The organism is Pedobacter sp. 10L46_2, assembly GCF_056395165.1.
Genome location: NZ_JBFTIZ010000006.1, coordinates 44,512 through 70,321, shown reverse-complemented (window position 1 = coordinate 70,321; position 25,810 = coordinate 44,512). Strand labels below are relative to the sequence as shown.

The 25,810-nt window shown below is 38.7% G+C and carries 21 protein-coding genes; 10 read left to right on the top strand and 11 right to left on the bottom strand.

Going from position 1 to position 25,810, the window contains the following annotated elements; all coding sequences use genetic code 11:
* Positions 1 to 46: 46 nt before the first annotated feature.
* From AC1DDX_RS01675 to AC1DDX_RS01665, 3 genes are all read right to left on the bottom strand, one after another.
* On the bottom strand, positions 47 to 433 hold the full coding sequence (locus tag AC1DDX_RS01675) for a bactofilin family protein (RefSeq protein WP_172661824.1): 387 nt from the start codon (positions 431 to 433) through the stop codon (positions 47 to 49).
* On the bottom strand, positions 433 to 1,269 hold the full coding sequence (locus AC1DDX_RS01670; RefSeq protein WP_288884325.1) for a M23 family metallopeptidase: 837 nt from the start codon (positions 1,267 to 1,269) through the stop codon (positions 433 to 435). Before AC1DDX_RS01670 ends, AC1DDX_RS01675 begins: the two co-directional genes overlap by 1 nt.
* A gap of 90 nt (positions 1,270 to 1,359) precedes the next feature.
* Positions 1,360 to 3,819, bottom strand: a complete 2,460-nt coding sequence (locus AC1DDX_RS01665) for a DUF4197 family protein (RefSeq protein WP_477621728.1) — start codon at positions 3,817 to 3,819, stop codon at positions 1,360 to 1,362.
* Between the two features lie 98 nt (positions 3,820 to 3,917).
* Here AC1DDX_RS01665 and AC1DDX_RS01660 point away from each other — a divergent pair, with 98 nt between their 5' ends.
* Complete coding sequence (locus tag AC1DDX_RS01660; RefSeq protein ID WP_172661887.1) at positions 3,918 to 4,496, top strand: RNA polymerase sigma factor; 579 nt, start codon at positions 3,918 to 3,920, stop codon at positions 4,494 to 4,496.
* Positions 4,489 to 5,595 (top strand): hypothetical protein, encoded by a 1,107-nt coding sequence (locus AC1DDX_RS01655; RefSeq protein ID WP_216854419.1) that lies wholly within the window; start codon positions 4,489 to 4,491, stop codon positions 5,593 to 5,595. The genes AC1DDX_RS01660 and AC1DDX_RS01655 overlap by 8 nt, the downstream gene beginning before the upstream one ends.
* On the opposite strand, the gene AC1DDX_RS01650 is transcribed toward AC1DDX_RS01655, so the two are convergent.
* From AC1DDX_RS01650 to AC1DDX_RS01630, 5 genes are all read right to left on the bottom strand, one after another.
* Positions 5,592 to 6,602, bottom strand: a complete 1,011-nt coding sequence (locus AC1DDX_RS01650; protein WP_172661819.1) for an inorganic phosphate transporter — start codon at positions 6,600 to 6,602, stop codon at positions 5,592 to 5,594. The two genes, AC1DDX_RS01655 and AC1DDX_RS01650, sit on opposite strands and share 4 nt — an antisense overlap.
* Before the next feature lie 11 nt (positions 6,603 to 6,613).
* The gene (locus AC1DDX_RS01645) at positions 6,614 to 7,255 is read right to left on the bottom strand and encodes a DUF47 domain-containing protein (RefSeq protein ID WP_048907832.1); all 642 of its coding nucleotides are present in this window, start codon (positions 7,253 to 7,255) and stop codon (positions 6,614 to 6,616) included.
* An 84-nt stretch (positions 7,256 to 7,339) separates the two neighbouring features.
* Entirely contained in the window at positions 7,340 to 8,368 is a 1,029-nt protein-coding gene (locus AC1DDX_RS01640) for a sensor histidine kinase (RefSeq protein ID WP_172661818.1), read from the bottom strand.
* Between the two features lie 62 nt (positions 8,369 to 8,430).
* Complete coding sequence (locus tag AC1DDX_RS01635) at positions 8,431 to 9,078, bottom strand: HD domain-containing protein (protein ID WP_172661817.1); 648 nt, start codon at positions 9,076 to 9,078, stop codon at positions 8,431 to 8,433.
* A gap of 4 nt (positions 9,079 to 9,082) precedes the next feature.
* Complete coding sequence (locus tag AC1DDX_RS01630) at positions 9,083 to 10,270, bottom strand: THUMP domain-containing class I SAM-dependent RNA methyltransferase (RefSeq protein ID WP_172661816.1); 1,188 nt, start codon at positions 10,268 to 10,270, stop codon at positions 9,083 to 9,085.
* 72 nt (positions 10,271 to 10,342) lie between these two features.
* Between AC1DDX_RS01630 and AC1DDX_RS01625 the strand changes: the two genes are divergently transcribed.
* The 3 genes from AC1DDX_RS01625 to AC1DDX_RS01615 all read left to right on the top strand — a co-directional run bounded on the left by AC1DDX_RS01625 (position 10,343) and on the right by AC1DDX_RS01615 (position 13,619).
* A complete protein-coding gene (locus AC1DDX_RS01625) occupies positions 10,343 to 10,708 on the top strand; it encodes a DUF3127 domain-containing protein (protein ID WP_068887713.1) in 366 nt (121 codons plus the stop codon).
* A 363-nt stretch (positions 10,709 to 11,071) separates the two neighbouring features.
* Positions 11,072 to 12,913 carry a sensor histidine kinase gene (locus tag AC1DDX_RS01620; RefSeq protein WP_172661815.1) on the top strand — a complete coding sequence of 614 codons (1,842 nt, stop codon included), beginning with the start codon at positions 11,072 to 11,074 and terminating at the stop codon, positions 12,911 to 12,913.
* A 10-nt stretch (positions 12,914 to 12,923) separates the two neighbouring features.
* Complete coding sequence (locus AC1DDX_RS01615; protein ID WP_477621727.1) at positions 12,924 to 13,619, top strand: response regulator transcription factor; 696 nt, start codon at positions 12,924 to 12,926, stop codon at positions 13,617 to 13,619.
* On the opposite strand, the gene AC1DDX_RS01610 is transcribed toward AC1DDX_RS01615, so the two are convergent.
* Positions 13,616 to 14,392 carry a GLPGLI family protein gene (locus AC1DDX_RS01610; protein WP_337717297.1) on the bottom strand — a complete coding sequence of 259 codons (777 nt, stop codon included), beginning with the start codon at positions 14,390 to 14,392 and terminating at the stop codon, positions 13,616 to 13,618. The genes AC1DDX_RS01615 and AC1DDX_RS01610 overlap by 4 nt on opposite strands.
* A 4-nt stretch (positions 14,393 to 14,396) precedes the next feature.
* Complete coding sequence (locus AC1DDX_RS01605; RefSeq protein WP_477621726.1) at positions 14,397 to 17,204, bottom strand: outer membrane beta-barrel protein; 2,808 nt, start codon at positions 17,202 to 17,204, stop codon at positions 14,397 to 14,399.
* A gap of 151 nt (positions 17,205 to 17,355) precedes the next feature.
* On the opposite strand from AC1DDX_RS01605, the gene AC1DDX_RS01600 reads away from it, so the two are divergent.
* A complete protein-coding gene (locus AC1DDX_RS01600) occupies positions 17,356 to 19,650 on the top strand; it encodes a helix-turn-helix domain-containing protein (protein WP_288884286.1) in 2,295 nt (764 codons plus the stop codon).
* Positions 19,651 to 19,655: 5 nt separating this feature from the next.
* On the opposite strand, the gene dapF is transcribed toward AC1DDX_RS01600, so the two are convergent.
* The gene (gene dapF / locus AC1DDX_RS01595; protein ID WP_288884290.1) at positions 19,656 to 20,441 is read right to left on the bottom strand and encodes a diaminopimelate epimerase; all 786 of its coding nucleotides are present in this window, start codon (positions 20,439 to 20,441) and stop codon (positions 19,656 to 19,658) included.
* Between the two features lie 174 nt (positions 20,442 to 20,615).
* Between dapF and AC1DDX_RS01590 the strand changes: the two genes are divergently transcribed.
* The 4 genes from AC1DDX_RS01590 (at position 20,616) to AC1DDX_RS01575 (ending at position 25,788) form a co-directional block, all read left to right on the top strand.
* Positions 20,616 to 22,139, top strand: coding sequence for a Do family serine endopeptidase (locus AC1DDX_RS01590; RefSeq protein WP_288884287.1), 1,524 nt, complete (start codon positions 20,616 to 20,618; stop codon positions 22,137 to 22,139).
* Between the two features lie 170 nt (positions 22,140 to 22,309).
* Entirely contained in the window at positions 22,310 to 22,990 is a 681-nt protein-coding gene (locus AC1DDX_RS01585) for a succinate dehydrogenase cytochrome b subunit (RefSeq protein ID WP_172661809.1), read from the top strand.
* Positions 22,991 to 23,014: 24 nt separating this feature from the next.
* Positions 23,015 to 24,994 (top strand): fumarate reductase/succinate dehydrogenase flavoprotein subunit, encoded by a 1,980-nt coding sequence (locus AC1DDX_RS01580; RefSeq protein ID WP_288884288.1) that lies wholly within the window; start codon positions 23,015 to 23,017, stop codon positions 24,992 to 24,994.
* Between the two features lie 23 nt (positions 24,995 to 25,017).
* Positions 25,018 to 25,788, top strand: coding sequence for a succinate dehydrogenase/fumarate reductase iron-sulfur subunit (locus tag AC1DDX_RS01575; RefSeq protein ID WP_172661807.1), 771 nt, complete (start codon positions 25,018 to 25,020; stop codon positions 25,786 to 25,788).
* Positions 25,789 to 25,810 lie beyond the last annotated feature (22 nt).

The window sequence follows — 25,810 nt, the reverse complement described above, 5'->3', positions numbered from 1 at the left end:
TGTTGTTTGCATTATCCGTATAAAAGTAACCTTTTTCTGCCACACATCAAACGGTTTTCTCTTCAACCTGAATTAGCTTTTTCATCTCCAGATTTCCATTGTATTGCGCACCGAATTCTATCTCCAGCGTTTCAGTTTTAATATCACCGTTTACTCTCCCCGTTTTTTTTATTTCAAGTTGGCTAACCTTTACTTTTCCGTTTACCGTTCCGTAAATAATGGCTGACGTAGTTTCAATATCACCTACAATAATGCCCTTTTCGCCCAAAATAATGCCATTTCCAGTCTTTACGTTTCCTGTTACTTTGCCGTCAATTCTTATAACCGATGCTCCTGTAAGCTCTCCGGTAACAACAAAACCGTCGCCTATTAATGTCGAAATTTCCTGTTGATTGATGTCTGGTATCTGAGACTGTTTGGTTTTCTTAAACATTATTCTATTGTTAAAAAAGATCTGGGATTGATTATTTTACCATTTTTATGGATTTCGTAATGTAAATGCGGACCCGTAGATCTGCCTGTAGAACCGATTTTTCCTATGTTATCGCCTGCTTTTACTTGTGTTCCTTCAGTGATTAATATCCTTGACAAATGACCATAGTAGGTTTCAAATCCATTGCCGTGATTAATCACAATGCAATTGCCATATCCACCTCTTCTACCAGCATAGGTTACCCGTCCGCTTGCAGTGCTTTTAACTATTTCACCACGTTTCCCCCTGAAATCTAGCCCTTTATGCGTCTCTACATTTTCTCCGGTAAAAGGATTTTCACGATGGCCATAGCCAGAAGTGATGGCTCCGAAATGGGGATAGCCCATTGGTGTAAAAGCCACATAGTCAATCATCTTATTAAGGTATCCTTCGTAGAACTCACCTATTTCTTCAACCGAAAGGATATCAGAATTCCCCTCGCCTCCTTCATTTTTAACAATGGTTTTTATACCTCTTGCTTTTAGAAATTTATTTATTGTAAGCAACTTCTTGTCGATGGACTCGTAGTGTTTTTTTAGGGCAGAAGTATCGAGAACTGTAGCTTCTTTTTTATTCTCCCGCAATTGCTTGCTCAAGAGTTCTTTTGATGATTCAACTAATGTCATATTGTATGACAGATAGATTATCATTCCAAGTAAAAAAACAAAAGTACCTAGTAATCCAAATACATATTTTTTCCAATGTAATATATAACTGCTTGGAACCTGTATTGGCTTATTTGAGTTCTGATTGTTGTTTACAAAGATGATGGTTGTTCTATCCTTCTTCCTTGCCATAGTTTAAGAATTTAAAATTTGTACGGATGCAAATATATCATTTTCAGGTTTATATAAAAGCATCCGTACAATTTGGCAAAGATATTAGTGCTACTTTTTCTTATCAGCGTAGCCAAATACTTTCTGTAACAAAGGTGTAGATCTGGCACCTATATTGTCTCTGATTTTCAGTTCTTCCTGGGCTACCTGTATAAACATTCCGTCGATAGCTTTTTGTGCTACATAGTCTGAAAGGTCTGTAGATACTGGTTTTACCAACGGAATCTTATTATACTGATTGGCGGCATCGCCCCAATATTTTGTAGCGCCAACCTTATTCAAACTTGTTGTAATAACAGGCTTAAATTTTTCCATCAGTTGAGCTGTTGTTACTCTTTTAAAATAATTAGTTGCAGCATCTTTGCTTCCAAAAAGTATGTTGGTGGCATCAGCAATAGTCATTTGTTTTATTGCAGATACAAATATTGGTTTAGCTTCTTTGGCTGCGTCCTCTGCTGCACGGTTTAAACTGGTAATTACATTATCTGCAAGAGAACCTAACCCAACACTGCGAAGCGTTTTCTCTACCTTTTGTGCCTCAGGAGGAAAGAGGATCTTAACGGCCATATTGCCTAAAAAACCATCCTTTGCCGAGAGCAGATCTGCTCCATGCGATGTGCCCAACTCCAAAGCTTGTTTAATCCCTAAGCCCATTTCACTTGTTGTTGGGGTGCCACCTGTTTGAACCTGATTTAATATCTTTCCAATTTGAGCCTGGCTCTGTACGTCACAACTGCTTAATGTTGCGGCACGAATTACCTGGTCAAAGCTTGAGTTCTGGCGGAAATCGGATTGCCTTAACAACATCCCAAATTCAGCAACCGCAGCGCTAAATCTAAAGTTGTTAGTGGTTTTGTCGAAAGCAATTCTATTGTCAATTACTGGTTGTTCAATTAGCTTGCTCACATTTCCATCTGGTTGTTTATAACGAAGTTTAACAGTTAACAATTCCTTATTATTTCCTGAAATGACAGGCTTGTCGTTTTTCTGGTATTTCAAATCATCTATACTACCCGAAAAAATGCTCTTTACACCAACAGGTATAACTTCATATAATGCTGTTACCGTGTGACCAGAGCCAAGTTCACCTGCATCCTTCTGGTCATCATTAAAATCTTTAGCTTTCAGCATGCGGTTTTCATAACCAATTAATCTGTAGGATTGTACTTTCGATGGATTAAATTCTATTTGCAACTTTACATCTTTAGCTATGGTAAATAATGTTCCGCCAAATTCATTTACTAAAACCTTCCTTGCTTCGGTGATATTGTCTATATAGGCATAGTTCCCATTTCCTTTATTTGCAAGCACTTCCATTTTACTATCCTTGTAATTTCCCATTCCGTAGCCAAGAGTGGTTAAAAAGATTCCGCTTTTGCGTTTTTTCTCAATGAGCTTTTCCATATCATCATCACTCGATGCACCCACATTAAAATCACCATCGGTAGCCAAAATCACCCTGTTATTTCCGCCTTTTATGAAATTTTCTGAAGCCACCTTGTAAGCCAGTTCAATACCTTGCCCGCCTGCTGTAGATCCCCCTGCACTTAATTTATCCAGTGCATCTTTGATTTTGATCTTCTGATCTCCAGGAGTGGAGGGTAAAACCAAACCTGCATTGCCTGCATATACTACAATGGCTACCTTATCTGAAGATCTAAGTTGTTCAGCTAATAATTTAAATGACGACACGAGTAAAGGAAGTTTATTTGCCTGGGCCATTGATCCAGACACGTCGATGAGGAATACCAAATTTGAGGCAGGTAACTTCTCAGTAGAAATTTTACGACCCTGTAAGCCTATCTTTACCAGTTTATGCATTGTGTTCCAGGGAGCATCAGCTATCTCGGTTACAATATTAATCGGATCTTTACCTTTAGGCTGCGGATAGTCATAATCAAAGTAATTCACCATTTCTTCTATTCTCACAGCATCAGCAGGAGGCAGGGCTCCGTTGTTAATGAACCTGCGTATATTAGTGTAAGATGCGGCGTCTACATCAATAGAAAATGTTGAAAGGGGGTTTTTTATGGCATCCCTGAATCGATTTTCGTTAATAGAAGCATAAGATTCTGATGATTCAGTAACTGGAAGCGAGTTCATTACAACGGTCGATTGGCTGATGCCTCTTATATGAACCGCTCCTCTTAATCCCGGAGCTGCCATTGCCTTTTGGCCATAACCAACTATAACTTCTTCTTTCAGAGAAATGCTCTCTTTTTCCAATTTAACATTTAAAACAGTACCGTTAATTTTTAACGTCAAAGGTTTATAGCCAATGTATTCAAATGTTAAAGTTTGTTCGTTTTCCGGAACTGAAATGGTATAAAACCCATTTTTATTAGTTGATGCACTAATCCTTTTGTCATGTGAAAACACATCAACGCCCGCGAGAGGTGTTTTGTCATTTCTGTCAGTTACTATACCCCTAATAGTCCTAACCGAATTTCTGGGAGCTTTGAATGCGGTAAACAGTAAAACAATAAATATTGGTAACAATAGCTTTTTCATAATCGTCTGTTTTTCTAAATGATGTAAGCTTTGCAGAAATTCCACACCAGTGTCGAAAAATATTTTTATACTTGAGAAAATTATACCTGAAAGACCCTTTGAAGTTCATAAAGAATAACGCCAAAATCCAGGAGCAGGACGACACTGCTTTAATTACGCGCTATAGGCAAAGCGGTGATCTGGAACCATTGGGTATACTTTATAACAAGTATATGCACCTTGTATTTGGTGTGTGTTTAAACTATTTAAAAGACGAGGAGCAAAGTAAAGATGCAGTAATGCAGATTTTTGAAGAACTTGTGGTTAAGCTCAAAATTCACGAAGTACAGAACTTTAAAAGTTGGTTGCATGTATTATCTCGTAACCATTGCTTAATGGCCCTTCGTAAGAATTCAAAAAATACAACCGTTTCATTAGAAGATACTTTTGTGGAAAACACAGATTTTGTGCATCTTGATATTGATGATACAAAAGAGACTAAACTTACCGTTATGGAAAAGTGTATGGAAACACTTCCCGAAGAACAGCGCGTAAGTGTAGACTTGTTCTATCTGCAAGAGAAATGTTATAAAGAAGTAGCGGATATTACCGGCTACGATATGCTAAAAGTTAAGAGCTATATCCAGAACGGTAAAAGGAACTTAAAAATTTGTATAGAAAAGAATAGTGGTGAATAACGATTGGTTAGATATAGCAGTTTTAGAAGATTATCTTGATGGTAAGCTTGATGCAAAGACTATGAACAGGGTAGAGCGTGAAGCGCTCGAGGATCCTTTCGTAGCCGAAGCGCTGGCTGGCTTAAGCATGTCGCCTAAGCGATCTCTTGAATCCCTTTCTTTGCTTCAAAAGCAATTGCATGAACGTGTTGCAGAGCATCATTCTGCTAAAAAAGCAACAGTAATAACTTGGCAACGCCTAAGTATTGCCGCTGCTGCTGCTGTGATATTTATTTCTGTTGGAATTATTTTCTGGATGAAACAGGTGAATTATCAGGAGATGGCATCCAAAAGACCTAAAAAGATTGATGTAAACATAGCTCCAAAGCCGAGCAGCGATAGTGTGATCGAAAATGCAGATGCCGTAGCCACACTTAAAACAGAAAGTACAGATAAAGCTTCTTCTGAAATTGATAAAGCAATAAAAGCAGCCAAAACTAACAGTTATGCTGCCAATTCAAAGCCTAAATCAAAATCCATTGCAAACAGTACTGAACCAACGCCGATTGCTGAGGCAACTTTAGCAGCAGCTCCAGCATCAGCAGCAAGGGTATCAGATGATTCAAGTGCTGCATTAAATGAAGTTGTTGTTGCTGCTTATGGGAAAAAAACTGCTAAGCAAGCCTTAGGTGCACCTGGAGTAAAAGGTACCGTAAGAATTAGAGGGCTTGCAACCCCTCAAAAAGAATTTGATGATACCTATGCCGTGAGGTTCACAATCAATAGCAAAGATATTAATGATATTCCAGTTGCCCGTCAAAACCAGTTACTGCAGAGTGTAGCTAAAGATTCAAAGTCTGAAACTACCCATCCTGTAATTGGGTGGCCAAAGTTCAACGGTTACCTTACTGAAAAAAATAGCTATATAACAGATGCGAAGAAAGGGCAGTCTGTTGAATTCAGATTTGAAATCAAAGATCTCAGACCTATAAATGTTGCCGTGATACGCGGCTTTTCAGAAAGATTCGATGAGGAAGTGATTCGCCTTATACAGACAGGGCCAGATTGGGATGTGCAGGACACTGCACATCCAATCGTATTTCTTACAATTGAGTTCTAAAAAAACAAATGTATAATTCCGTAAACAATTGCTGCTAGCGTTGCAGAAACCGGAATGGTTAATACCCATGCCCAAAGTAAGCTAACGGTAACTCCCCAGCGTACTGCCGATACTCTTTTTAACAAACCAACACCTACAATTGAACCTGTAATAGTGTGGGTTGTAGAAACCGGGATACCAAAGTGTTCCGTAATACCTAAGGTTACTGCACCTGCAGATTCTGCAGCTACACCCTCAAAAGCATTTACTTTAGTAATTTTAGAGCCCATAGTTTTTACAATTTTCCAGCCACCGCTCATGGTACCTAATGCAATTGCAGCATAACATGAAATAGGAATCCATTCAGGCATTGCATCTCCGGTGTGTAGTACATTTGCCGCAACCATAGAAACATAGATGATGCCCATTACTTTTTGAGCATCGTTACCACCATGTGTAAAGCTTAATGCAGCAGAAGAGATCAGCTGTAATCTTTTAAACCATTTCTCAGCTACAGAAGGCCGGGCATTTTTAGATATATGTAAAATGATAATGGATATAATAACCGAGATCACCATACCAATTACGGGTGCCAGAACAATAAACGCAACCACTTTTAAAATGGGGGCAAGGTTAATTGCCGACATTACGCTTGCGCCTACCGTAGCCGCTTTAGCCATACCAGCACCAGCAAAACCACCAATCAGGGTGTGCGAGGAGCTTGAAGGGATACCAAACCACCATGTAAAAAGATTCCAGGTAATGGCGGCGATAAGACCAGCCAGGATAACTTCAAGCGTTATAAAATTCTCTACTACAGTTTTGGCTATAGTATTAGCCACTTTATGGTCTGTAAAGTAAAAATAAGCAGCAAAGTTAAATACTGCTGCCCATAGCACTGCCTGAAAAGGAGAAAGCACTTTTGTAGAAACGATAGTAGCAATTGAATTTGCCGCATCGTGAAAGCCATTTATATAATCGAATCCTATTGCGAGGACGATTACAACAACCAATAAGGTAGTTACCATTTTTTGAAGGTTTAAGCGTTCTTTACCAAAATAGATTCCAGCACATTAGCCGCATCTTCACATTTATCAGTAGCCATTTCAAGAGTTTGAAGAACCTCTTTTTGTTTGATCAATTCAATTGCGTTGGTTTCAAATTCAAACAAACGGGCTATTGCCAAATTACAAACGTAGTCAGCCTGATTTTCGCCGCTGTTAATCCTTACACAGGCATCAGCGATAACACGAATATTTTTAAAACTTCTTAATTCTTTAATTGCTTTATCCAAATCGGTACACATCTCTACCAATAATTCAGCAAGTTTGATCATTGCATCACCTACATTTTTAACATTGTATAATTCAATGTTACTAGCCGAAGCATGGATGTAATCTGCAATATCATCAACTGCACTGGCGAGCGCATGGATATCCTCCCTGTCAAAAGGAGTGATGAAGTTCTTGCTAAGTTCAAGGAAAATCGAATGGGTAATGTCATCACCTACGTGCTCTAAACGTTCAACTTCCTTAATGTATTCTTTTCTTTTTTCTGTATCAGTTGCACTTAATGCAAGCAATAGAGCTTCAGAAATTTTCAATACGTTACTTCCAGCCTGTTCAAATAGCGGTTGGAACTTTTTGTCTTTAGGGGTGAAGAACTTAAAAATACTATTCATCTTTTATAAAATATGATACAAAAGTATGAGTACAATGTTAAGTTAATGTTAAGTGTTAAGTTTTTTTAACTAAGCGGATTATGATTAGCCAACCTTTTCAAGTGTAAAGGCAAATGTTGTTCCGATCTGTAAAGTACTCCTTACAGATATGATTTGCTGATGGGCTTCAAGTATGTGTTTTACAATAGCCAACCCAAGTCCGGTACCACCTTCTTCTCTTGATCTGTGCGAGTCAATTCTATAAAAGCGCTCAAATAGGCGAGGCAGGTGTTTTTCGTCGATGCCTATGCCATCATCAGTTACCTCGATCAGATACTGATCGTGAAGTTCAAAGATCTTTATGGCAGTTGAACCACCATGTTCTCTGCCGTATTTTAGTGAATTCTGGATCAGGTTAATCATTACCTGTCTGATCTTTTCTCTATCTGCGTTTACAAAAGCAGGGTGTGTATATTTTTCTTTAAATGACAGTGTAATCTCTCTGAGTTTTGCCTTGTCTTCCAGACCTTCCATTACCTCTTTTGCAAGCAGCACAAAGTCAAATTTCTCATAGTTAATTGGAATCTCACCTGTTTCTAATTTGGAGATAGAGTCAAGATCATTTATTAAATAGCTTAACCTTTCAACATTCTTACCTGCCTTTGTTAAAAATTTAGCAGCCATTTCCGGATCATCCACAAGGCAATCCTGTAAGGTGTCTATGTAGCCCTGTATGGCAAAAAGAGGCGTTTTAAACTCATGCGAAACGTTAGACAGGAATTCCCTTCTGAATTGTTCCTGTTTCTTTAAAACATCAATTTCACGTTTTTTTGCCCCTGCCCATTCTTTTACTTCTTGTTCAACGTCATTAATTGGATCAGAGCTCACATATTCGCCAAGCGCATCTTTAAGGTCCTTTCCCAATTTTAAATTGTGGATAAGCTTATATATAAGAACTATTTTAGAGTAAATGTATTTTTCGAGCAGGTAGTAGAAAACAATAAAGCATGTTAAAAACGACACGCCAAATGACATCAGCATAAAATACCAGCTATGCTGAAAGTAGAAATTTACAAGACCTATCGAAATACCAACTGCTAATGCTGCAATTAAAACTAATACACTTAATTTCATTCTTTTACTCAAATTAACTGTAAGATAGAGCGCTTACAGGGTGCAGGCAATTTACAATTATTTTATTTCATTCCTGCCCACTCGTCATAAAACTGATCAAGATATTCTTGCATAAAATTATGACGTTTTTGAGCTATGTTTTTTCCTGCCGGAGTTTTCATTAAATCTTTAAGTAAAAAGAGTTTTTCGTAGAAATGGTTAATGGTAGGGCCGGTACTATTTTTATATTCTTCCTTACTCATACTCAGGTTGGGCTTAATCTCCGGATCGTAAAGCACCCGGTTTTTATAACCTCCGTAAGTAAATGCACGGGCAATTCCGATGGCGCCAATAGCATCCAATCTGTCTGCATCCTGCACAATGTCAAGTTCCTTTGAATGAAATGTCACAATGCCTAAGCTGGCTTTGTAGCTTAGGTTGATGATGATCTGTTTTACATGTTCAATGATTGATGGATCAACGTTAATACTTTCAAGGAATTCACCTGCTATACGTGGGCCGATTTCCTCATCGCCGTCATTAAATTTAGGATCTGCAATATCGTGCAGCAAGGCTGCCAGTGCAACAATTAATTCGTCGCCTTTTTCTTGCGCATTAATGGTTAAAGCTGTTTTGTAGACACGTTCTATATGGAACCAATCGTGGCCTGCTTCTGCATCTGCAAGCGTTTCCTTAACAAATTGAATAGTTTTTTTGATTATTGGATCCATTGGCCTATTCCTTAATGAGCCTTTCGCCTTCAGGTCTTCTTGTGCCATCGTACAACTCGTATTCGAGCATACGACAGTCTAGTTTTCCATTGTAGAATTCTATTTTACGTGTGGCTTTTAATCCGATTTTTTTGGCAAGATCAGGATTTCCTGTAAAGATATATCCAAAATATCCTTTGCATTCCTGCTTCATAAAATCACCCATACGTTTGTAGGTTGATTCCAGTTTAGAATGTACACCTAGGCGCTCGCCATATTCCGGATTAAATACTACTACACCCTTGCCTCCTTCGGGAACTTGTGTTTCAGCAAAATCACATACCTCGAAGGTGATCAATGTATCCACACCTGCTGTTTTAGCATTTCTACGACTTACATCTACAGCGTCTTCAGAAATATCGGTAGCGATGATCTGAAGATCAGCATTTTTTACCACCTGATCTTTCAGGATTCTTCTTTCAGCAAAAAATACTTGTTCATCGTAGCCAATAATGTGCATAAAGCCATAGTTCATTCTAAATAAACCTGGTCTGCGATTGGTTGCAATAAGAGCGGCTTCTATAGCCAATGTTCCGGAACCACACATTGGGTTTACAAAAGGAGACTTCTGATCCCATTTAGTGCTTAATACTGTTGCTGCAGCAAGTGCTTCCAGCATTGGGGCTTTTCCCGGAATTTTACGGTATCCGTGTTTAGCAAGTGTTTCGCCAGAAGTATCAATAAATACGTCGGCATCATTATCTTTCCAGTATAGATGAATTACAGCTTTATTGGCATCAGAACCTGAATTCGGACGGATACCTTTCTTGTCTTTAATGCGGTCAACTATTGCATCTTTTACCTTTAAGTTGGCAAAAAGAGGAGTGGTAATAGTTGGGTTATCAACATTTGAGGTAACAGAAAAATAACCTGAAAAATCAATTAACTCTTCCCATGGCATCTCCACCATTTCGCGGTAAAGCTCTTCCGGATTTGCTGCTTTAAAACTCTTTAAGCAGTATAAAATCTGGCTGGCGCACCTTAAATTCAAATTTAATCGAATACATTCAGACAAAGTGATGTCTAATTCTAAGCCTGTAGAGAAATCTCTTACTATGTCATAGCCAAGGGCTTTAACTTCTTCTAGTAAATACGGCGACAGACGCTTGTTGCAGGTTATGATAACCTTACTTTTTGTGTGGAAAACTTGCATAATTAATTGTACGAAGTTATCAATAAAAATATAGAGATTTGAACTTCGTAGTAGAATAAAATAGTATTTGTTATGGAATTAAAAGGAAAAGTGCATGAAATTGGTGCATTACAGCAGGTGAGTGAGACTTTTAAGAAACGCGACCTTATCATAGAATATGCAGAAAACCCTACTTATCCTGAATACATCAGGTTTGAGGCTTTACAAGATAAAACAGCTTTGTTTGATAGCTTAAAACCAGGCGATGATGTAGAAGTAGCATTTAATTTACGTGGTCGTCCGTGGACTGATAAAACCGGAAAAACATCTTATTTTAACAGTTTAGTAGTATGGCGTATTAATGCATTAACAAACAGTGCAGCGGCATCTACTCCAGAATATGCTCCGCCAGCTGATTTAAACAGCGCACCGGGCGAGGAAGATGATCTTCCTTTTTAAAAGATCTTTTTTAAATAAACAAATTGACCACCGTGCCGTCCTGATTCAGGGCGGCACTTTTTTTTTGCACAGACCGCGGCTCCTAGCCACATTGGTAGGATCAAACTTAGGCCTGCGTTAAGGCTGGTTCGAGACTTCTTCGGGAAAAGGTACCTGTTTTCCGAAGAAATGTGCTTCCAGTCCTTATTCTGCCTTGATTCTGTCCAAGCCGAAGTGCCTGTTTAAACATATCAAATAGCGAATCATGGTGAGTAAACTTTGAAAGGTTCATAGACATGAAGGCAGATATTGCCTGATTTGACTGTTAAAATTTGTTAAATTAAAGCTTTTGTGTTAATGCTTCGTTAATTTTGAATATCCGATATGAAAAAAAGAAGCCTTTGGTTAATCACCGGCCTTATGACCATAGCTTTGCTTGGGGTGTTTGTAATGCAATTGTATTATATAAGGGAGGCATATAGTCTTAAATCACAGCTTTTTGAACAGGATGTAAATCAGGCACTTAATAGCGTAGTTAATAAAGTGCAAAAACGTAATGCAGCACTTTACATTACTAAAAGAGACCAGCAGTTGGAACGTGATCGCGAAGCAGAAGTTCGCAATCAGGCACAACAGCTGGTAGAATATAAGGAACGCTTTAAAGATCAGGAACAAAAACGATTACTTGAGCAGCGTAAATTAATTGTTGCCGATTTAAATCAGAATGATTTAGAGATTAAAAAGTCTTATGCCAACCCAATACTGATTACCGAAGCCGAATACCTTGCGGCATCTGATTTGAATAACCCACTGCAGTCGCCAGTGCACGTTGATGTGAATGTAGGTTTAGATGCCTACGGGAACCTGATCAACGGGCAATTCAGATCAACCTTTGTGCCGCAGGAAACAAAATCATTCATCATTGCTTCTAATCAGTTGCCCGATACAATCAGATACCATGCCGTTAACCCGGCAACAGGAAAAAGCGTGCTCATTAGTGTACCCACAGTAAGCAATGAGCTATCACGTAAATTTCAATTTGAAAATAACCTTGCCAAAAGAAGGTATGATGATGGATTGAATAGGCTGATGTCTGATACAATTCCCTTAAAAAGTGATTCTGATATTCTAACTCAGGTTAAAGATGTAGCGCAGGAGATGAGAGAAGCGAATGTCCCGCTCAGCAAGATGATATCAAAGGAAAGCCTGGATACATTAATTCAAAAGGAACTTTTAAATAGAAATATAACACTGAACTATGATTTCTGGGTTAGCCTTGCAGAAAAGGACTCGCTAGTATATGTAAAAGCTTCGACCAATATTGATAATGTGTTGCCTAAAAATACATTCAAGGCTACTCTTTATAGTTATATCATTAGAGATCCGGGAATGCTTTACATCAGTTTTCCCGACAAAAATTCTTTAATCCTTAGCAATATGTGGGCTACTATGGCCTCGTCTGCGGCCTTGTTATTTGTGYTGATCTTTATTTTTGCCTATACCATTTATGCAATAATGAAACAAAAAAAGATCTCGGAAATGAAAACGGATTTCATTAATAACATGACTCATGAATTTAAGACTCCGGTGGCTACAATTATGATTGCCAGCGAGGCACTCAAAGATCCGGAGATTGTTGAAGATAAAAACCGCATCAGTAGATTAGCCGGTATTATATATGACGAGAATGTTCGTCTGGGGAATCATATAGAGCGGGTTTTAAGTATTGCAAGATTAGAGAAAAAGGAGTTAAAGCTGGAGCAGAGTGAAGTTGATGTTAATGATGTTGTTGCTGCAGTTGTAGATAGTATGGAGCTTCAGTTACAAAAAAGAAATGCTGCAATTAACCTAAACCTGAATGCTGGAAAATCTATCATTTATGGTGATGAACTACATCTCTCTAATGTAATTTACAACCTGGTCGATAATGCAAATAAGTATAGCGGAGAGATCCCTAAAATAAATATAAGTACAAGAAATACAGGTAAGCACCTGATTATTGAAGTTGCGGACGAAGGAATAGGGATGACTAAAGATCAGACCAAGCGTATTTTTGACCAGTTTTATAGGGTGCCAACAGGTAACTTACATGACGTAAAAGGCTTTGGTTTAGGACTGAACTATGTGCAGGACATCATTAATCAGATGGGTGGAACAATAAAGGTGCATAGTGAAAAGGATAAAGGAACTGTGTTTGAAATAAGCTTACCATTAAACCATAATTAACGACACACACATGAAAAGAATTTTATTGGTAGAAGATGATCCGAATTTAGGGCTTCTCTTACAGGATTACCTACAGCTTAAAGGCAAATTTGATGTTGTACTGTGTGTTGATGGTGACGAAGGGTTAAGGGCTTTTACAAAGCAGGATTTTGATCTGTGCATACTTGATGTGATGATGCCTAAAAAGGATGGATTTACGTTAGGTAAAGAGATTAGAAAGATCAATCAGGATGTGCCTATTATTTTTGCAACAGCCAAGGCCATGATGGAAGATAAAGCATCGGCATATGACCTGGGTGGAGATGATTACATCACAAAGCCAYTTAGAATTGAAGAGTTGCTTTTAAGAATAAATGCGCTGTTAAAGCGGGTAGCGGTAAAGGAAACACCAGAATCAGGAGCAGCTCAGACACTGTTTCAAATTGGCGACTATAGCTTTGACTATACAACCCAACTTATAGATTATAAAGGACAACAGCAAAAGCTGTCGACAAAGGAGGCCGAATTGCTTCAGCTGTTATGCTTAAAGAAGAATGCTGTTCTTACCAGAGAGGAAGCGCTGTTGAGTATCTGGCATGACGACAACTACTTTAACGGTCGTAGTATGGATGTGTTTTTAAGTAAACTAAGAAAATACCTTAGGGAAGACCCTAAGGTAGAGATTCTTAATGTTCATGGCAAGGGGTATAAGCTGCTTGTAAATTAAAGCAGGAAAGCCTTTAAGGCTGATTGGGCATAGTCTCCCCAATCCTTTAAAGCCGAATTTATAGTTTCTCTTAAGGTTTTATTGTTTACTGGTTTACCCTTGGTAGGTACCTTTAGTTCATTTGGGGTAACAGGCTTGTCTGTTACTGTTTTTGCAAACCATGTTATGTTTTCATGAGGAAGTGCAACACCAAGGATCATTCCCGGCAGGCCGGTAAATGATTCTGGCCCCCCGGATACAGGAATCTTATCGGTATAAAAGGCTACTACATAAATAGAATCTAAAATAACGGCATTTGCTCTGCGACATTCGTAGCCTGCTATAGTTCTTAGTTCGCTGGTAATTTTCCAATTTATTTTTCTTGTGGTATCTTTTACTAAAAACGTTTCTTCGTATACTACTTTCTGCGTGGTAAACAACCCTGAGGCAAGATCTGTATATATGGTATTGCTTTGCCCCGTTGATGGATCGCTAAAGAAATAATTTCTTGAATTATTTTCATCGGCTATGGGTGTATAAAGGGTTTTATCTTTAGAAAAGGCTAATGTGCTTTTTAATACCTTGAATTGTGACTGGTTTCTTTTGTATGCTTCGTACGCTTGTTGCATAAATCCGCTGGAGCTTTTTTCCATTTGTCTTTTCATTATAGCGAACATGTTAGAGCTCTTTTCGAATTCTATTACGCCATCTGTAGCAAACCTTACATTTTGTGCAAACAGGCTGCTTACATTTAATAAGAAGCAGAAGCTGAGTATAATTAGTTTGTGTTTCATATTCTTATTTTTTAGTAGGTGCTGATCCGCCCATTTTGCTGAAATCCCAGCTAATTGTGCACATAAAATATCTTTGTATAGTTGTATAGCTGTTTTGATTAACCATGTTGCCGCTGGCATATCTGCTGAAGCCTACGTTTTGGTTAAGTAAATCGTTTCCGGATAGTGAAACCCTTAGGTTTTCTTGTTTAAAGAACTTTTTGGTGATGCTTGCATTCCATATAAAGCGTTCCAGATCCTCGTTAAAGGTTTGTGTCTTTCCGGTGAATTGGTAATTACCATCAGAGCCAATTTGTATTTTGCCGGGTAGGTATATGTTAAAGTTTGCATTTCCCTGAAATCCCCAGCCCTTGTTGTTGGTGCTGTTTCTTGAAGAAGAGCTGATAACGTTGTAGCTTGGTCCTCCGGAAATCCGGAAATCAAACTTTTTCTCTTTGTATTTGGATATGTTCAAGCTTCCTGAATAACCATACGATTTGGTAGTGTTTAGCTCTGTTCTTACCGTGTCTGTTACTCTTGTATAATTTACATTTCCGTTTGAACTAAGGTTTAGGCCCACACTCATATCTATAGATTTGATCTTTCTGCTTGTTCCGAAATTGAAATAATAGTTGTACGGACTTTTGTCGCTTAGATTAATAGACTGATAAAAGTTTTTCCCAAGACGATCTGTTGTAGTGTGGTTTACTATCGGATTAGTGGTAAAAGAGTAGCTACTGCTAAAGTATACATATTGGTCGCTCAGTATTTTGTAAGAGTTGTAATACAAGTTAAGGCCGCTTCTGAAAGACGGTTTTAGATCGGGATTACCAATGGTTTCATTTAATGGATCTGTATTTACCCTAATTGGCTGAATCTGATCAATGCTAGGCTGGTTGGTATTGCCATAGTACCCGAAATACAGAGATTTTTGTTGAGAAAACCTGTATTGATAAGTAAATTGAGGGTTCCAGTTTGTAAAGTTTCTTTTAAAGGTTTTATCGGTATATGCATCGAATTGTTGAAACTTTACATCACTTACCTTGGTGCCAATATTTATTGTCGATTTATTTTTCTTGTAATTGAATGTTATTCCTCCCTGGTTCGAAAGCTGATCCAGGTCAAAGTTATTACTGAACTCTCTATCCAATTCGTCATACGCTCCTGATGCGGTTTGGTTAAATGATTTACGATCGGAATTGCTGTTGTTAACACCCAGACCATAGCTTAATGCAAGTGTTATTGTTTTGGATAGTGGCTCGGTGTAAGTAATGTTGGAGTTAAATGTTTGGTTGTGTGTGTTGTTGGTTTTGAATTKGTTTACTGATTCTGTTTGGGTTTTATCGCCAAGTTCATTAAAGAATTCGCTTGTTGAATTAAGGTGTCCTTCAGTTTGGTTTTCATTTACTGCTTGTTTAACATTTATTGAGAGGGTTCTTCCTTTCTTTTTTAACTTTTTAGTCCATAAGGCGCTTGCGTTGAATAGTTTCTGGTCGCCATCATTACTTAGCTCTCTGTCGGTCGAGTTTTGTAACGAATTGTCTCCCCTTAAGGTTGATGAGATAAAATTATCTCTTGTTTTACTGTTTTTTAATGTTCCATCAACCATTATTTTTAATGTTGATGTTGTGTCTAGCTTTATGGTATACGTAAAGTCTGCTTTTTGCCTGAACATCAGGTTGTCAAACTTTTGATGCGAACTGCTGTTTGTAACGCCGTTAGACAGGTTGTTTTGAGTGAGGTTATCCCTTGTTCCCTCAACACCAATTGAGCCTATTTTGTAGTTTGAGTTGATGGCATGTTTATCACTATCCCATTTGTTTTCATAATGCAGCCCACCGCTATGAGCTGATGGAATACCTTGCCCATTGTATTGTCCGTCGAAAGAGTCAAAGTCGTCGTTGTTCCCATAGAAATATATTCCACCATCATCGCTAAACTCCATATTATTGGATGAGCCTCCGTATTTATCTCTATCTCCCCAGCCTAACCCGGTTTGGCCGGTATTTCCTGATATGCCATAAGCAGAGAACTTTTGTTTCCCCTTAAACGCGTTAAACATGGCCTGGCTTTTATAGAATTTATCTGTGCCTAAGCCGCCTTCAACTTTTCCGAAGTAACCGTTTTTCTTGTCCTCCTTCAATTTTATATTAATGGTTTTTGTCTTTTCTCCATCGTCAATTCCTGTAAATGTTGCCTGGTCGCTTTTCTTGTCATAGAGCTGTACTTTATCAACCATATCGGCACGAAGGTTTTTGGTTACCAGAGTTGGGTCATCACCAAAAAATTCCTCGCCATCTACCAATACCTTTGGTACGGTTTGACCCTGCGCAGTAATTTTTCCGTCCTTATCGACCTGTATGCCGGGAAGTTGTTTAAGCAGGTCCTCTACTTTATCGTTGGGTTGTATGGTAAAGCTGGCGGCATTAAACTCGGTTGTGTCTCCCTTAATTTTAATTGCTGCGGCTTTTCCTTGTATAATTACCCCTTCAAGTAGGGTAGCTTTAAGGATTACGCTAATGTTGCCAAAGTCTTTAGTTGATTTGGCAGAGTCTAGAGCGAAATCTTCAATATAATCGGCATAACCAGGGTAGGTTACCATGAGGATGAATTTTCCAGCTTTTAGGTTGTTTAAAGCAAATGTGCCTTCGGGGGTGGCCCGTGTGTACTTTACAAGTGTGGAATCTTTTTGATTTAATACCGTTATTGTTGTGTTTACCATCTTATAGGTGGCAGCAGTATCTACTACAGCCCCCTTGATCGAATATTGGTTCTGAGCAAACAATAACATCGAACTGAACACCAGCAGGAGTGTTAGAGAGGTTAATTTCATATTAGGAGTTTTGTTGGGTACAAGATATAACTAAAAGTTTAGTAATGAAATTAGGGAATTGTTAAAGTTTGTTAAAGAATGTTAAAACGCAGATTGTAACGCATTTTTTACCGATTAGGTTTAAGTAGTAAGTTCTTATTAACTTTGTAGCATGTCGAATTCTGAAAGTGCTAATCCTGCGGAACTTGCTGCAAGGTTTGTGAATTATACTTCTAAGCATATATTCCTTACGGGAAAAGCAGGAACGGGTAAAACAACATTTCTAAGAAGGTTAATTGAGCTTACGCACAAGAAAGCTGTTATTGCTGCTCCTACAGGTATTGCTGCTATAAATGCAGCAGGCGTTACCATACATTCTTTGTTTCAGCTGCCTTTTGGAACCTATTTGCCAAAACAGCCGGATGCGGATGGAGATCACTACAATCAGCAATATAATACACCGAAATCTATTGTAAGGCATTTAAACATGACCGCAGCAAAACGTAAGGTTATTATTGATATGGAATTGCTGATTATTGATGAGGTGAGTATGTTGCGTGCAGATTTGCTGGATGCAATAGACATGATTTTACGTTATATCAGAAGAAACAATTCGGCAAGTTTTGGTGGAGTTCAGGTATTGTTTATTGGCGACCTGCATCAGTTACCCCCGGTTGTAAAATCGACTGAGTGGAATTTACTTGGGCAATTTTATAAAAGCGCTTATTTCTTTGATGCACTTGCTCTGCAAAACAATCCGCCGATATATATCGAGCTTGAAAAAATTTATAGGCAGGCCGATGAAGTTTTTATAAACCTGCTTAATAATTTACGTAATAATACGGTAACTGCGCAGGATGTAGCTTTGCTTGAAAAGTATTACAAGGCAGATTTTAAGCCCTCGATAAACGACAAATACATTACCTTAACTACACATAATAATAAGGCCGATACGCTGAATAAGCAAAGTCTTGAAGAGCTAAAGGCTGCTTCGTATTTATATGTGGCAAAAATTGAAGATGATTTTAGTGAGTATTCATATCCTGCAGAACATATTTTAGAGTTAAAGGTTGGGGCGCAGGTAATGTTTATTAAAAATGACCCAACTGGTGAGCAACGCTTCTTTAATGGTAAGATAGCCGTCGTTACTGCGTTAAAAACCGACCTGATTGAAGTGCAGGCAGAAGGCAGTAACGAAAAGATCATTCTGGAAAAATATACCTGGAAGAATATAAAGTATACTACTGATAAGGTTACAGGCGAAATTCATGAGGACTTGGCAGGTACTTTTACACAATATCCTCTTAAACTGGCCTGGGCAATTACAGTACACAAAAGTCAGGGTTTAACTTTTGAAAAGGCGATTATTGATATTGGGAATGCATTTGCGCCCGGACAGATATACGTGGCGCTTTCTCGTCTCCGTTCATTAGATGGTCTGATTCTTACCTCTCTTATCTCAGGATCGGGTATACGACAAGATCAGAATGTGTCTTTCTTTTCGAGAAATAAGCAGGAACCAGCCCGGCTGGAAGCGCAGATAAAGGAAGAAAGTGACGCGTTTTTGCGTTCTTATCTATTGCAGTGTTTTGATCTGAATCCGCTTGATAATTACGTTTACGACCACGTGCATTCTTATACCAAGGATATCAATAAATCTGCAAAGCAAAAACATCATAAATGGGCTGCACAGCTGTTAAAGGATCTAAGTGAGCTGAAGGCACATGCAAATAAATTTCTAGGACAAATACAACGACTGTCGCAACTTAAAACAGAAGAAGGGTTGTCTGCATTATTCGATAGAACTGTTGCAGCTGAGAACTATTTTAATCCTTTACTGTCCGGATTTTCAAAGAGGATCTTTGAACGAATGGAATTGGTAAAGCAGGATAAGCAAGTAGTGGCTTTTTTAACAGAGCTATTAGAGATGGAAGGGTTGTTTTATGAGCAGGTAAAGAAAATCAGTAAAGCAACGGCATTATTAAAGGCAACCATAAATGGTGTTGAATTTACCAAGAAGGATGTTAGTGAGCTCATTGATCAGGCAAAGAGAGCGTCTCAGATGGAAAAAGTATTTGCTATGCCGGGTAAGCTTGATTTTACAGAAAAGAAATCTAAGACCTCTAAGCCGAAATCGGGTGTTGGTAAAGCCAAGGTAGAAAAGGCACCTAAAGTTGATACCAAAGAGCTGTCGCTTGTATTATTAAAGGAGGGAAAAACGATAGCTGAAATTGCAGCCGAACGCAAAATGGTAATAGGGACTATTGAAGGGCATCTTGCACATTATGTTGCCAGGCAAGAGGTCTCGGCTAAAGATATTATTGGATCGAAAAAACTGGATAAAATACTGGATGCAATAACAGAGTTGAAAACCCTGCAGATGAGTCCCATTAGAGACTACCTTGGACGGGATTATTCTTTCGGGGAAATTAAGATAGGTGTAGCAGCTCATCTTGCAGAGAGATAGTATTGTTAAATACTAATCTCCCCTTCAAAAACTTGTTCGGCCGGACCACACAAGAATACATTGGTAAACTGTTTTCCATCGTAATCAAATTGGATTTTCAGATCTCCGCCAAGAACTTTAATTGGAGTTTCTATATGTCCAATTTGATGATTGTGCTGAGCCATTGATAGCGCAACAGCAGTTACACCGGTTCCACAGGCATAGGTTTCATCTTCTACACCTCTTTCAAAAGTGCGGACAAACAGGTAATCGCCTTTATCTTCTACGAAGTTTACATTGATTCCTTCTTTTTTATAAGTTTCGTTGTTTCTTATCGCCTTGCCGTTTTGATAAACATCGTAATCCTTTAAGTTTTGCATTTCTGCTACATAATGAGGCGATCCTGTATTTAGAACATACGCGTCGCCATCTTTATTAATGGTGTCGATGTCGATCATCTGGAGGTCTACCCAATTGCCTTCTTCTGAAATCTTGGCATAATGCGGCCCGTCAACTGCCAAAAAATCAGTCTCTTGATCAATTACACCCAGGTGTTTGGCAAACGCTACTATACATCTTCCCCCGTTTCCACACATACTGCCCAGGTTACCATCTGAATTAAAATAAAGCATTTCAAAATCGTAATCTGCATGGTTTTGTAAAAGCATTAAACCGTCTGCACCAATGCCAAAACGCCTGTTACAGAGTTGTAAAACAGCATTATTATCCGTATATTTAAAGGAAAGATCGCGATTATCAATCAGAATAAAATCGTTGCCAGCTCCCTGGTATTTGAAGAAGTGAATGTTCATCTTTAATGCGTGGTGTTCATTTAACATTTTTTAACAGTATTCGTGACTTATTTCAGATGCAAATATCGTTGATATGGTATTAAATTTGACTAAATCAATGAAAAGAAAAGCAATTGTAAGCAAATATGAGACTTGTATGAGTTTACAAAAGGAAATAAAATAAATAATATATAAATGAAAAGAATAGGATTAATAGTGTTGGCTGCATTTATAGGTGGTGCAGCTGCAATTGGTGGCTACAAATTGTTAGAACCAAAAACTGCTCAATTATCGTTTCAGGATCAGCAAAAAGTACTTTTTGCAAGTAATTCTAAGATCTCTTCGGCTGGGGCGGTTGATTTTGTTGAAGCGGCGGCTGCAGTTTCGCCTGCGGTAGTGCATATCAGAACCTCATATTCAGGCGGTAGTGGCGAGTCATCTCCAATGGATATGTTCGATGAGTTTTTTGGTGGAGGGGGCAGAAGAATGCAACGTGCACCAAGAGCAGCCTCCGGCTCTGGAGTAATATTGACTCCAGACGGTTATATCGTTACCAATAATCACGTGGTAGAAAATGCTGATAAAATTGAGGTGGTGTTGTCTGACAGACGCAAGGTGAGTGCTAAAGTGATCGGTAAAGATCCAAATACAGATTTGGCCCTTATAAAAGTAGATGCAACTGATTTGCCAGTTGTAAAAATGGGAAATTCTGATAATGTTCAGATTGGTGAGTGGGTATTGGCTGTAGGTTTCCCGCTTGATTTACAAACAACTGTTACAGCCGGTATTGTAAGTGCAAAAGCACGTAGCATAGGTATTTTGGCCAGAACTCAGGATCAGCCAACTCAGCAAGAGTATGATGAATACCAAAGAACAGGTAAATTGCCTACACGTACAAACAGCAGTATTGAATCTTTCATTCAGACAGATGCGGCTATTAATCCTGGAAACAGCGGGGGTGCGTTGGTAAATGCAAATGGTGAGTTAATTGGTATTAATGCAGCTATAGCATCACAAACTGGTACAAACGTGGGTTACGGCTTTGCTATTCCAATCAATTTGGCTAAAAAGATTCTTGATGATTTCAGAAAATTTGGTACAGTTAAGCGTGGCTATATAGGTGTAATGTTTGCTCCATTAGATGCGGATCAGGCTGAGAAATTCCAGATTAAGGAAAATACCGGACTTTATGTTACTGATGTAGTGCCTAGTAGCGGAGCAGCAGCTGCAGGTTTGCAAAAAGGAGACATCATTAAAAAGGTTGAAGGTGCTGTAATTTATGATTCACCAGATTTGCAAGAAAAAATTGGACGTTTAAGTCCTGGTGATAAAGTTCAGCTTACCTATCTAAGAGATGGTTCAGAGAAAAATGCTACCATTACTTTGAAAGGAGATAATACAGGTGGCGTTTCAACTAAAACTGCTTCGACAGGAAAAGCTACCGGAGCCAGCATTGGGAAACTTGGTGCTTCTTTTGCCCCAGCCCCAGCGGCGCTAAAAGCTAAGTATGGCGTTAAAAACGGAGTGGTTGTTACTGACATACAAGAAGGTAAGGTGTTTGATTCTATAGATATTCCTAAAGGAATGTTAATTACAACAGTAAACGGTAAACCCGTGAACAGTATTAAAGATGTAGAAGACGCATTGCCATCATCAAAAAATGGAATGACTACCATTTCAGGTGTTGGACCGAATGGGAATTACACATTCAGTTTCTAAGCTCATTTTTCTATAATTGGAACGGGGGATAACGAAAGTTGTTCTCCGTTTTTTATTTATCATAATATTGTAATATTAGAATGTTTCTAAATAGTCGATTTGTATCTGAAATTAACATATTAATTCTTTTATTAAATACTTTTGCACAACAGAACTAAAATATAATTCTAATGGCTAGTTTCGGAAACGCTTTTTCCTCATCTATAGGAAAAAAATTAATAATGGGTATCACCGGCCTGTTCCTTATCTCATTCCTTGTCGTGCATTGTTTCATCAATTCACTGATTATTGTTAATGACGGTGGCTTAACCTTTAATATGGGCGCACATTTTATGGGCACCAACTGGATAATCCGCGCAATGGAAGTTGTGTTGTTTGCAGGCTTGCTTGCTCACATTGTTCAAGGATTTAGGCTTGTTTTTCAAAACCGTGCTGCAAGACCTGAAAGGTATGCAGTGAACAATGGTGCCGCTAATAGTAAATGGTACTCCCGCTCTATGGGTTTATTGGGAACATTATTGTTGATATTCCTGATTGTTCATATTTCTAAATTCTGGGTAATGTCTCGTTTTACAGGAATTCCTACAGTAGATGCGAACGGAAACCACGACCTATTTGCTGTAATGGTAGAAACGTTTAAAAATCCGTGGTTGGTGTTACTTTATGTACTGGCAATGGTTTCATTAGCTTATCACCTATTACATGGTTTTTCTTCTGCATTTCAGACATTGGGCTGGAACCACAAGAAATATACTCCGCTCATCAAAGGATTCGGTTTTTGGTTTTCAATCATTATCCCTTTGATTTTTGCATTGATGCCCATTGTGATGTATCTGGGCTATATTAATTAATTTTTGATCTTAAGTTTAAATAACATGGCAGAATTAAATGCTCATATACCCGAAGGAGAATTAACCGATAAATGGACTAAATTACGTTCTTCTATGCCATTGGTTAATCCGGCCAATAAAAGAAGCATCGAAATAATTGTAGTAGGTTCCGGACTTGCTGGCGCCTCTGCGGCAGCAACCCTTGCAGAAATGGGTTATAAGGTTAAGTGTTTTTGTTTTCAGGATTCACCAAGAAGAGCGCACTCTATTGCAGCTCAAGGTGGTATCAATGCGGCAAAAAATTATCAGAATGATGGTGATAGTACTTATCGCTTGTTTTATGATACGATAAAAGGTGGTGATTACCGTGCCAGAGAGGCTAACGTACACCGTTTGGCTGAGGTAAGTGCTAATATTATAGATCAGTGTGTGGCACAAGGTGTGCCGTTGGCAAGAGAATATGGTGGTTTATTAGACAACCGTTCTTTTGGTGGTACACAAGTTCAAAGAACATTTTATGCTGCCGGACAAACCGGTCAGCAATTGCTTTTAGGAGCATATAGCGCTTTAGAGCGTCAGGTAGGTATGGGTAAAGTTGAAATGTTTACCCGTCATGAAATGCTCGAAGTTGTTGTAGTGGAAGGCAAAGCAAGAGGGATTATAGCGCGTAACTTACTTACCGGTGAGCTTGAGCGTCATTCAGGCCATGCTGTATTATTGTGTAGTGGTGGTTACGGAAACGTATTCTACTTGTCTACAAATGCAATGGGCAGTAACGTAACTGCAGCCTGGAAAGCGCACAAAAAGGGAGCTTTCTTTGGTAACCCATGTTACACTCAAATTCACCCTACTTGTATCCCGGTTTCGGGAGATCATCAGTCTAAACTGACCCTGATGTCTGAGTCGTTACGTAACGATGGACGTATTTGGGTTCCTAAGAAAAAAGACGATCCTCGTAAGGCTTCAGAAATTCCTGAAGATGAAAGAGATTATTATTTAGAGCGCAGATACCCTGCTTTCGGTAACCTTGTTCCTCGTGATGTTGCATCTCGTGCAGCTAAAGAGCGTTGTGATGCCGGTTACGGAGTGGGTAATTCTAAGCTTGCCGTTTATCTTGACTTTAAAGCAAATACAGAGCGTTACGGCCGAATTGAGGCTAGTAAGCACAATATCCACAATCCGGATAAAGAAACCTGTATGAAATTAGGTCGTGAGGTAATCAAAGAAAAATATGGTAACCTGTTTGATATGTACGCGCAAATCACCGGAGAAGATCCTTATGAATTGCCAATGCGTATTTATCCTGCTGTTCACTATACAATGGGTGGCTTATGGGTAGATTACAACTTAATGACTACTGTACCGGGCTTATATGCTTTAGGTGAGGCTAACTTCTCAGATCACGGAGCGAACCGTTTAGGAGCTTCGGCTTTAATGCAAGGTTTGGCTGATGGATATTTTGTTATCCCATATACTATTGGTGCTTATCTTTCAAAAGAACTGGCTACTAAACCAATTCCACAAGATCACCCGGCATTTGTAGAAGCTGAGGCAAGTGCCAAGGCGATTCTTGACAAGTTCTTGTCTATTAAAGGAACCAAATCTGTAGATCATTTCCATAAAAAATTAGGAAAGATCATGTGGGAGAAATGTGGTATGGCGCGTAATGAAAAAGGTCTGAAAGAAGGTATCGCTGAAATTCAGCAACTTCGTAAAGAGTTTTGGAGCGATTTACGTGTACCTGGCAGTGCAGATGAAATGAACCCAGAGCTTGAAAAAGCTGGTCGTGTGGCCGACTTTATTGAACTAGGTGAGTTGATGTGTATGGATGCATTGAATAGAAATGAATCATGTGGTGGTCACTTCAGAGAAGAGTATCAAACTGAAGAGGGAGAGGCATTACGTGATGATGAAAACTATGCTTATGTTGCTGCATGGGAATATAAAGGTGATGTAACTTTTGAACTTCATAAAGAAGAATTGAAGTTTGAAAATATCAAAGTTGCACAAAGAAGTTATAAATAGCTAAGTACTAAAATCTCAATATTATGAGTACAGGAAATATGAATTTAACGCTTAAGATCTGGCGTCAAAAGAATAACAAAGCCAAAGGCAGTTTGGTAGATTACAAGATATCAGAAGTATCTCCTGATATGTCTTTCTTAGAAATGTTCGACGTACTGAACGAAGACCTGGTTGCTAAAGGTGAAGAACCGGTTGTTTTTGATCATGACTGCAGGGAAGGAATTTGTGGGGCATGTTCTATGTTCATCAACGGAAGACCGCACGGACCAAAAGAAGGTATCACTACCTGCCAGCTGCACATGCGCTCATTTAAAGATGGTGATACCATTGTTGTTGAGCCATGGCGTGCAAAGGCTTTTCCAGTGATAAAAGATTTGATGGTAGATCGTACTGCATTCGACAGAATCATTGCTTCTGGAGGCTTTATATCAGTAAATACGGGCAATGCTCAGGATGCGAACAATCTTCCTATTCCTAAAGTTCAGGCAGATTCAGCTTTTGAGGCTGCAGCTTGTATCGGTTGTGGTGCTTGTGTTGCTACTTGTAAAAATGCTTCCGCAATGCTATTTGTATCTGCAAAAATATCACAGTTGGCGCAATTGCCTCAGGGACAGCCAGAACGTTATCGCAGGGTTCAAAGTATGGTTGCTCAGATGGATGCTGAAGGTTTTGGTAACTGTACCAATACCGGTGCATGCGAAGCAGAGTGCCCTAAAGGAATATCATTAGAGAATATCGCACGTATGAATAGAGATTTTTATTCAGCAAAATTTGTATCTGAGGAATCTATTTAATAGATTTATCTAACGAGACAAG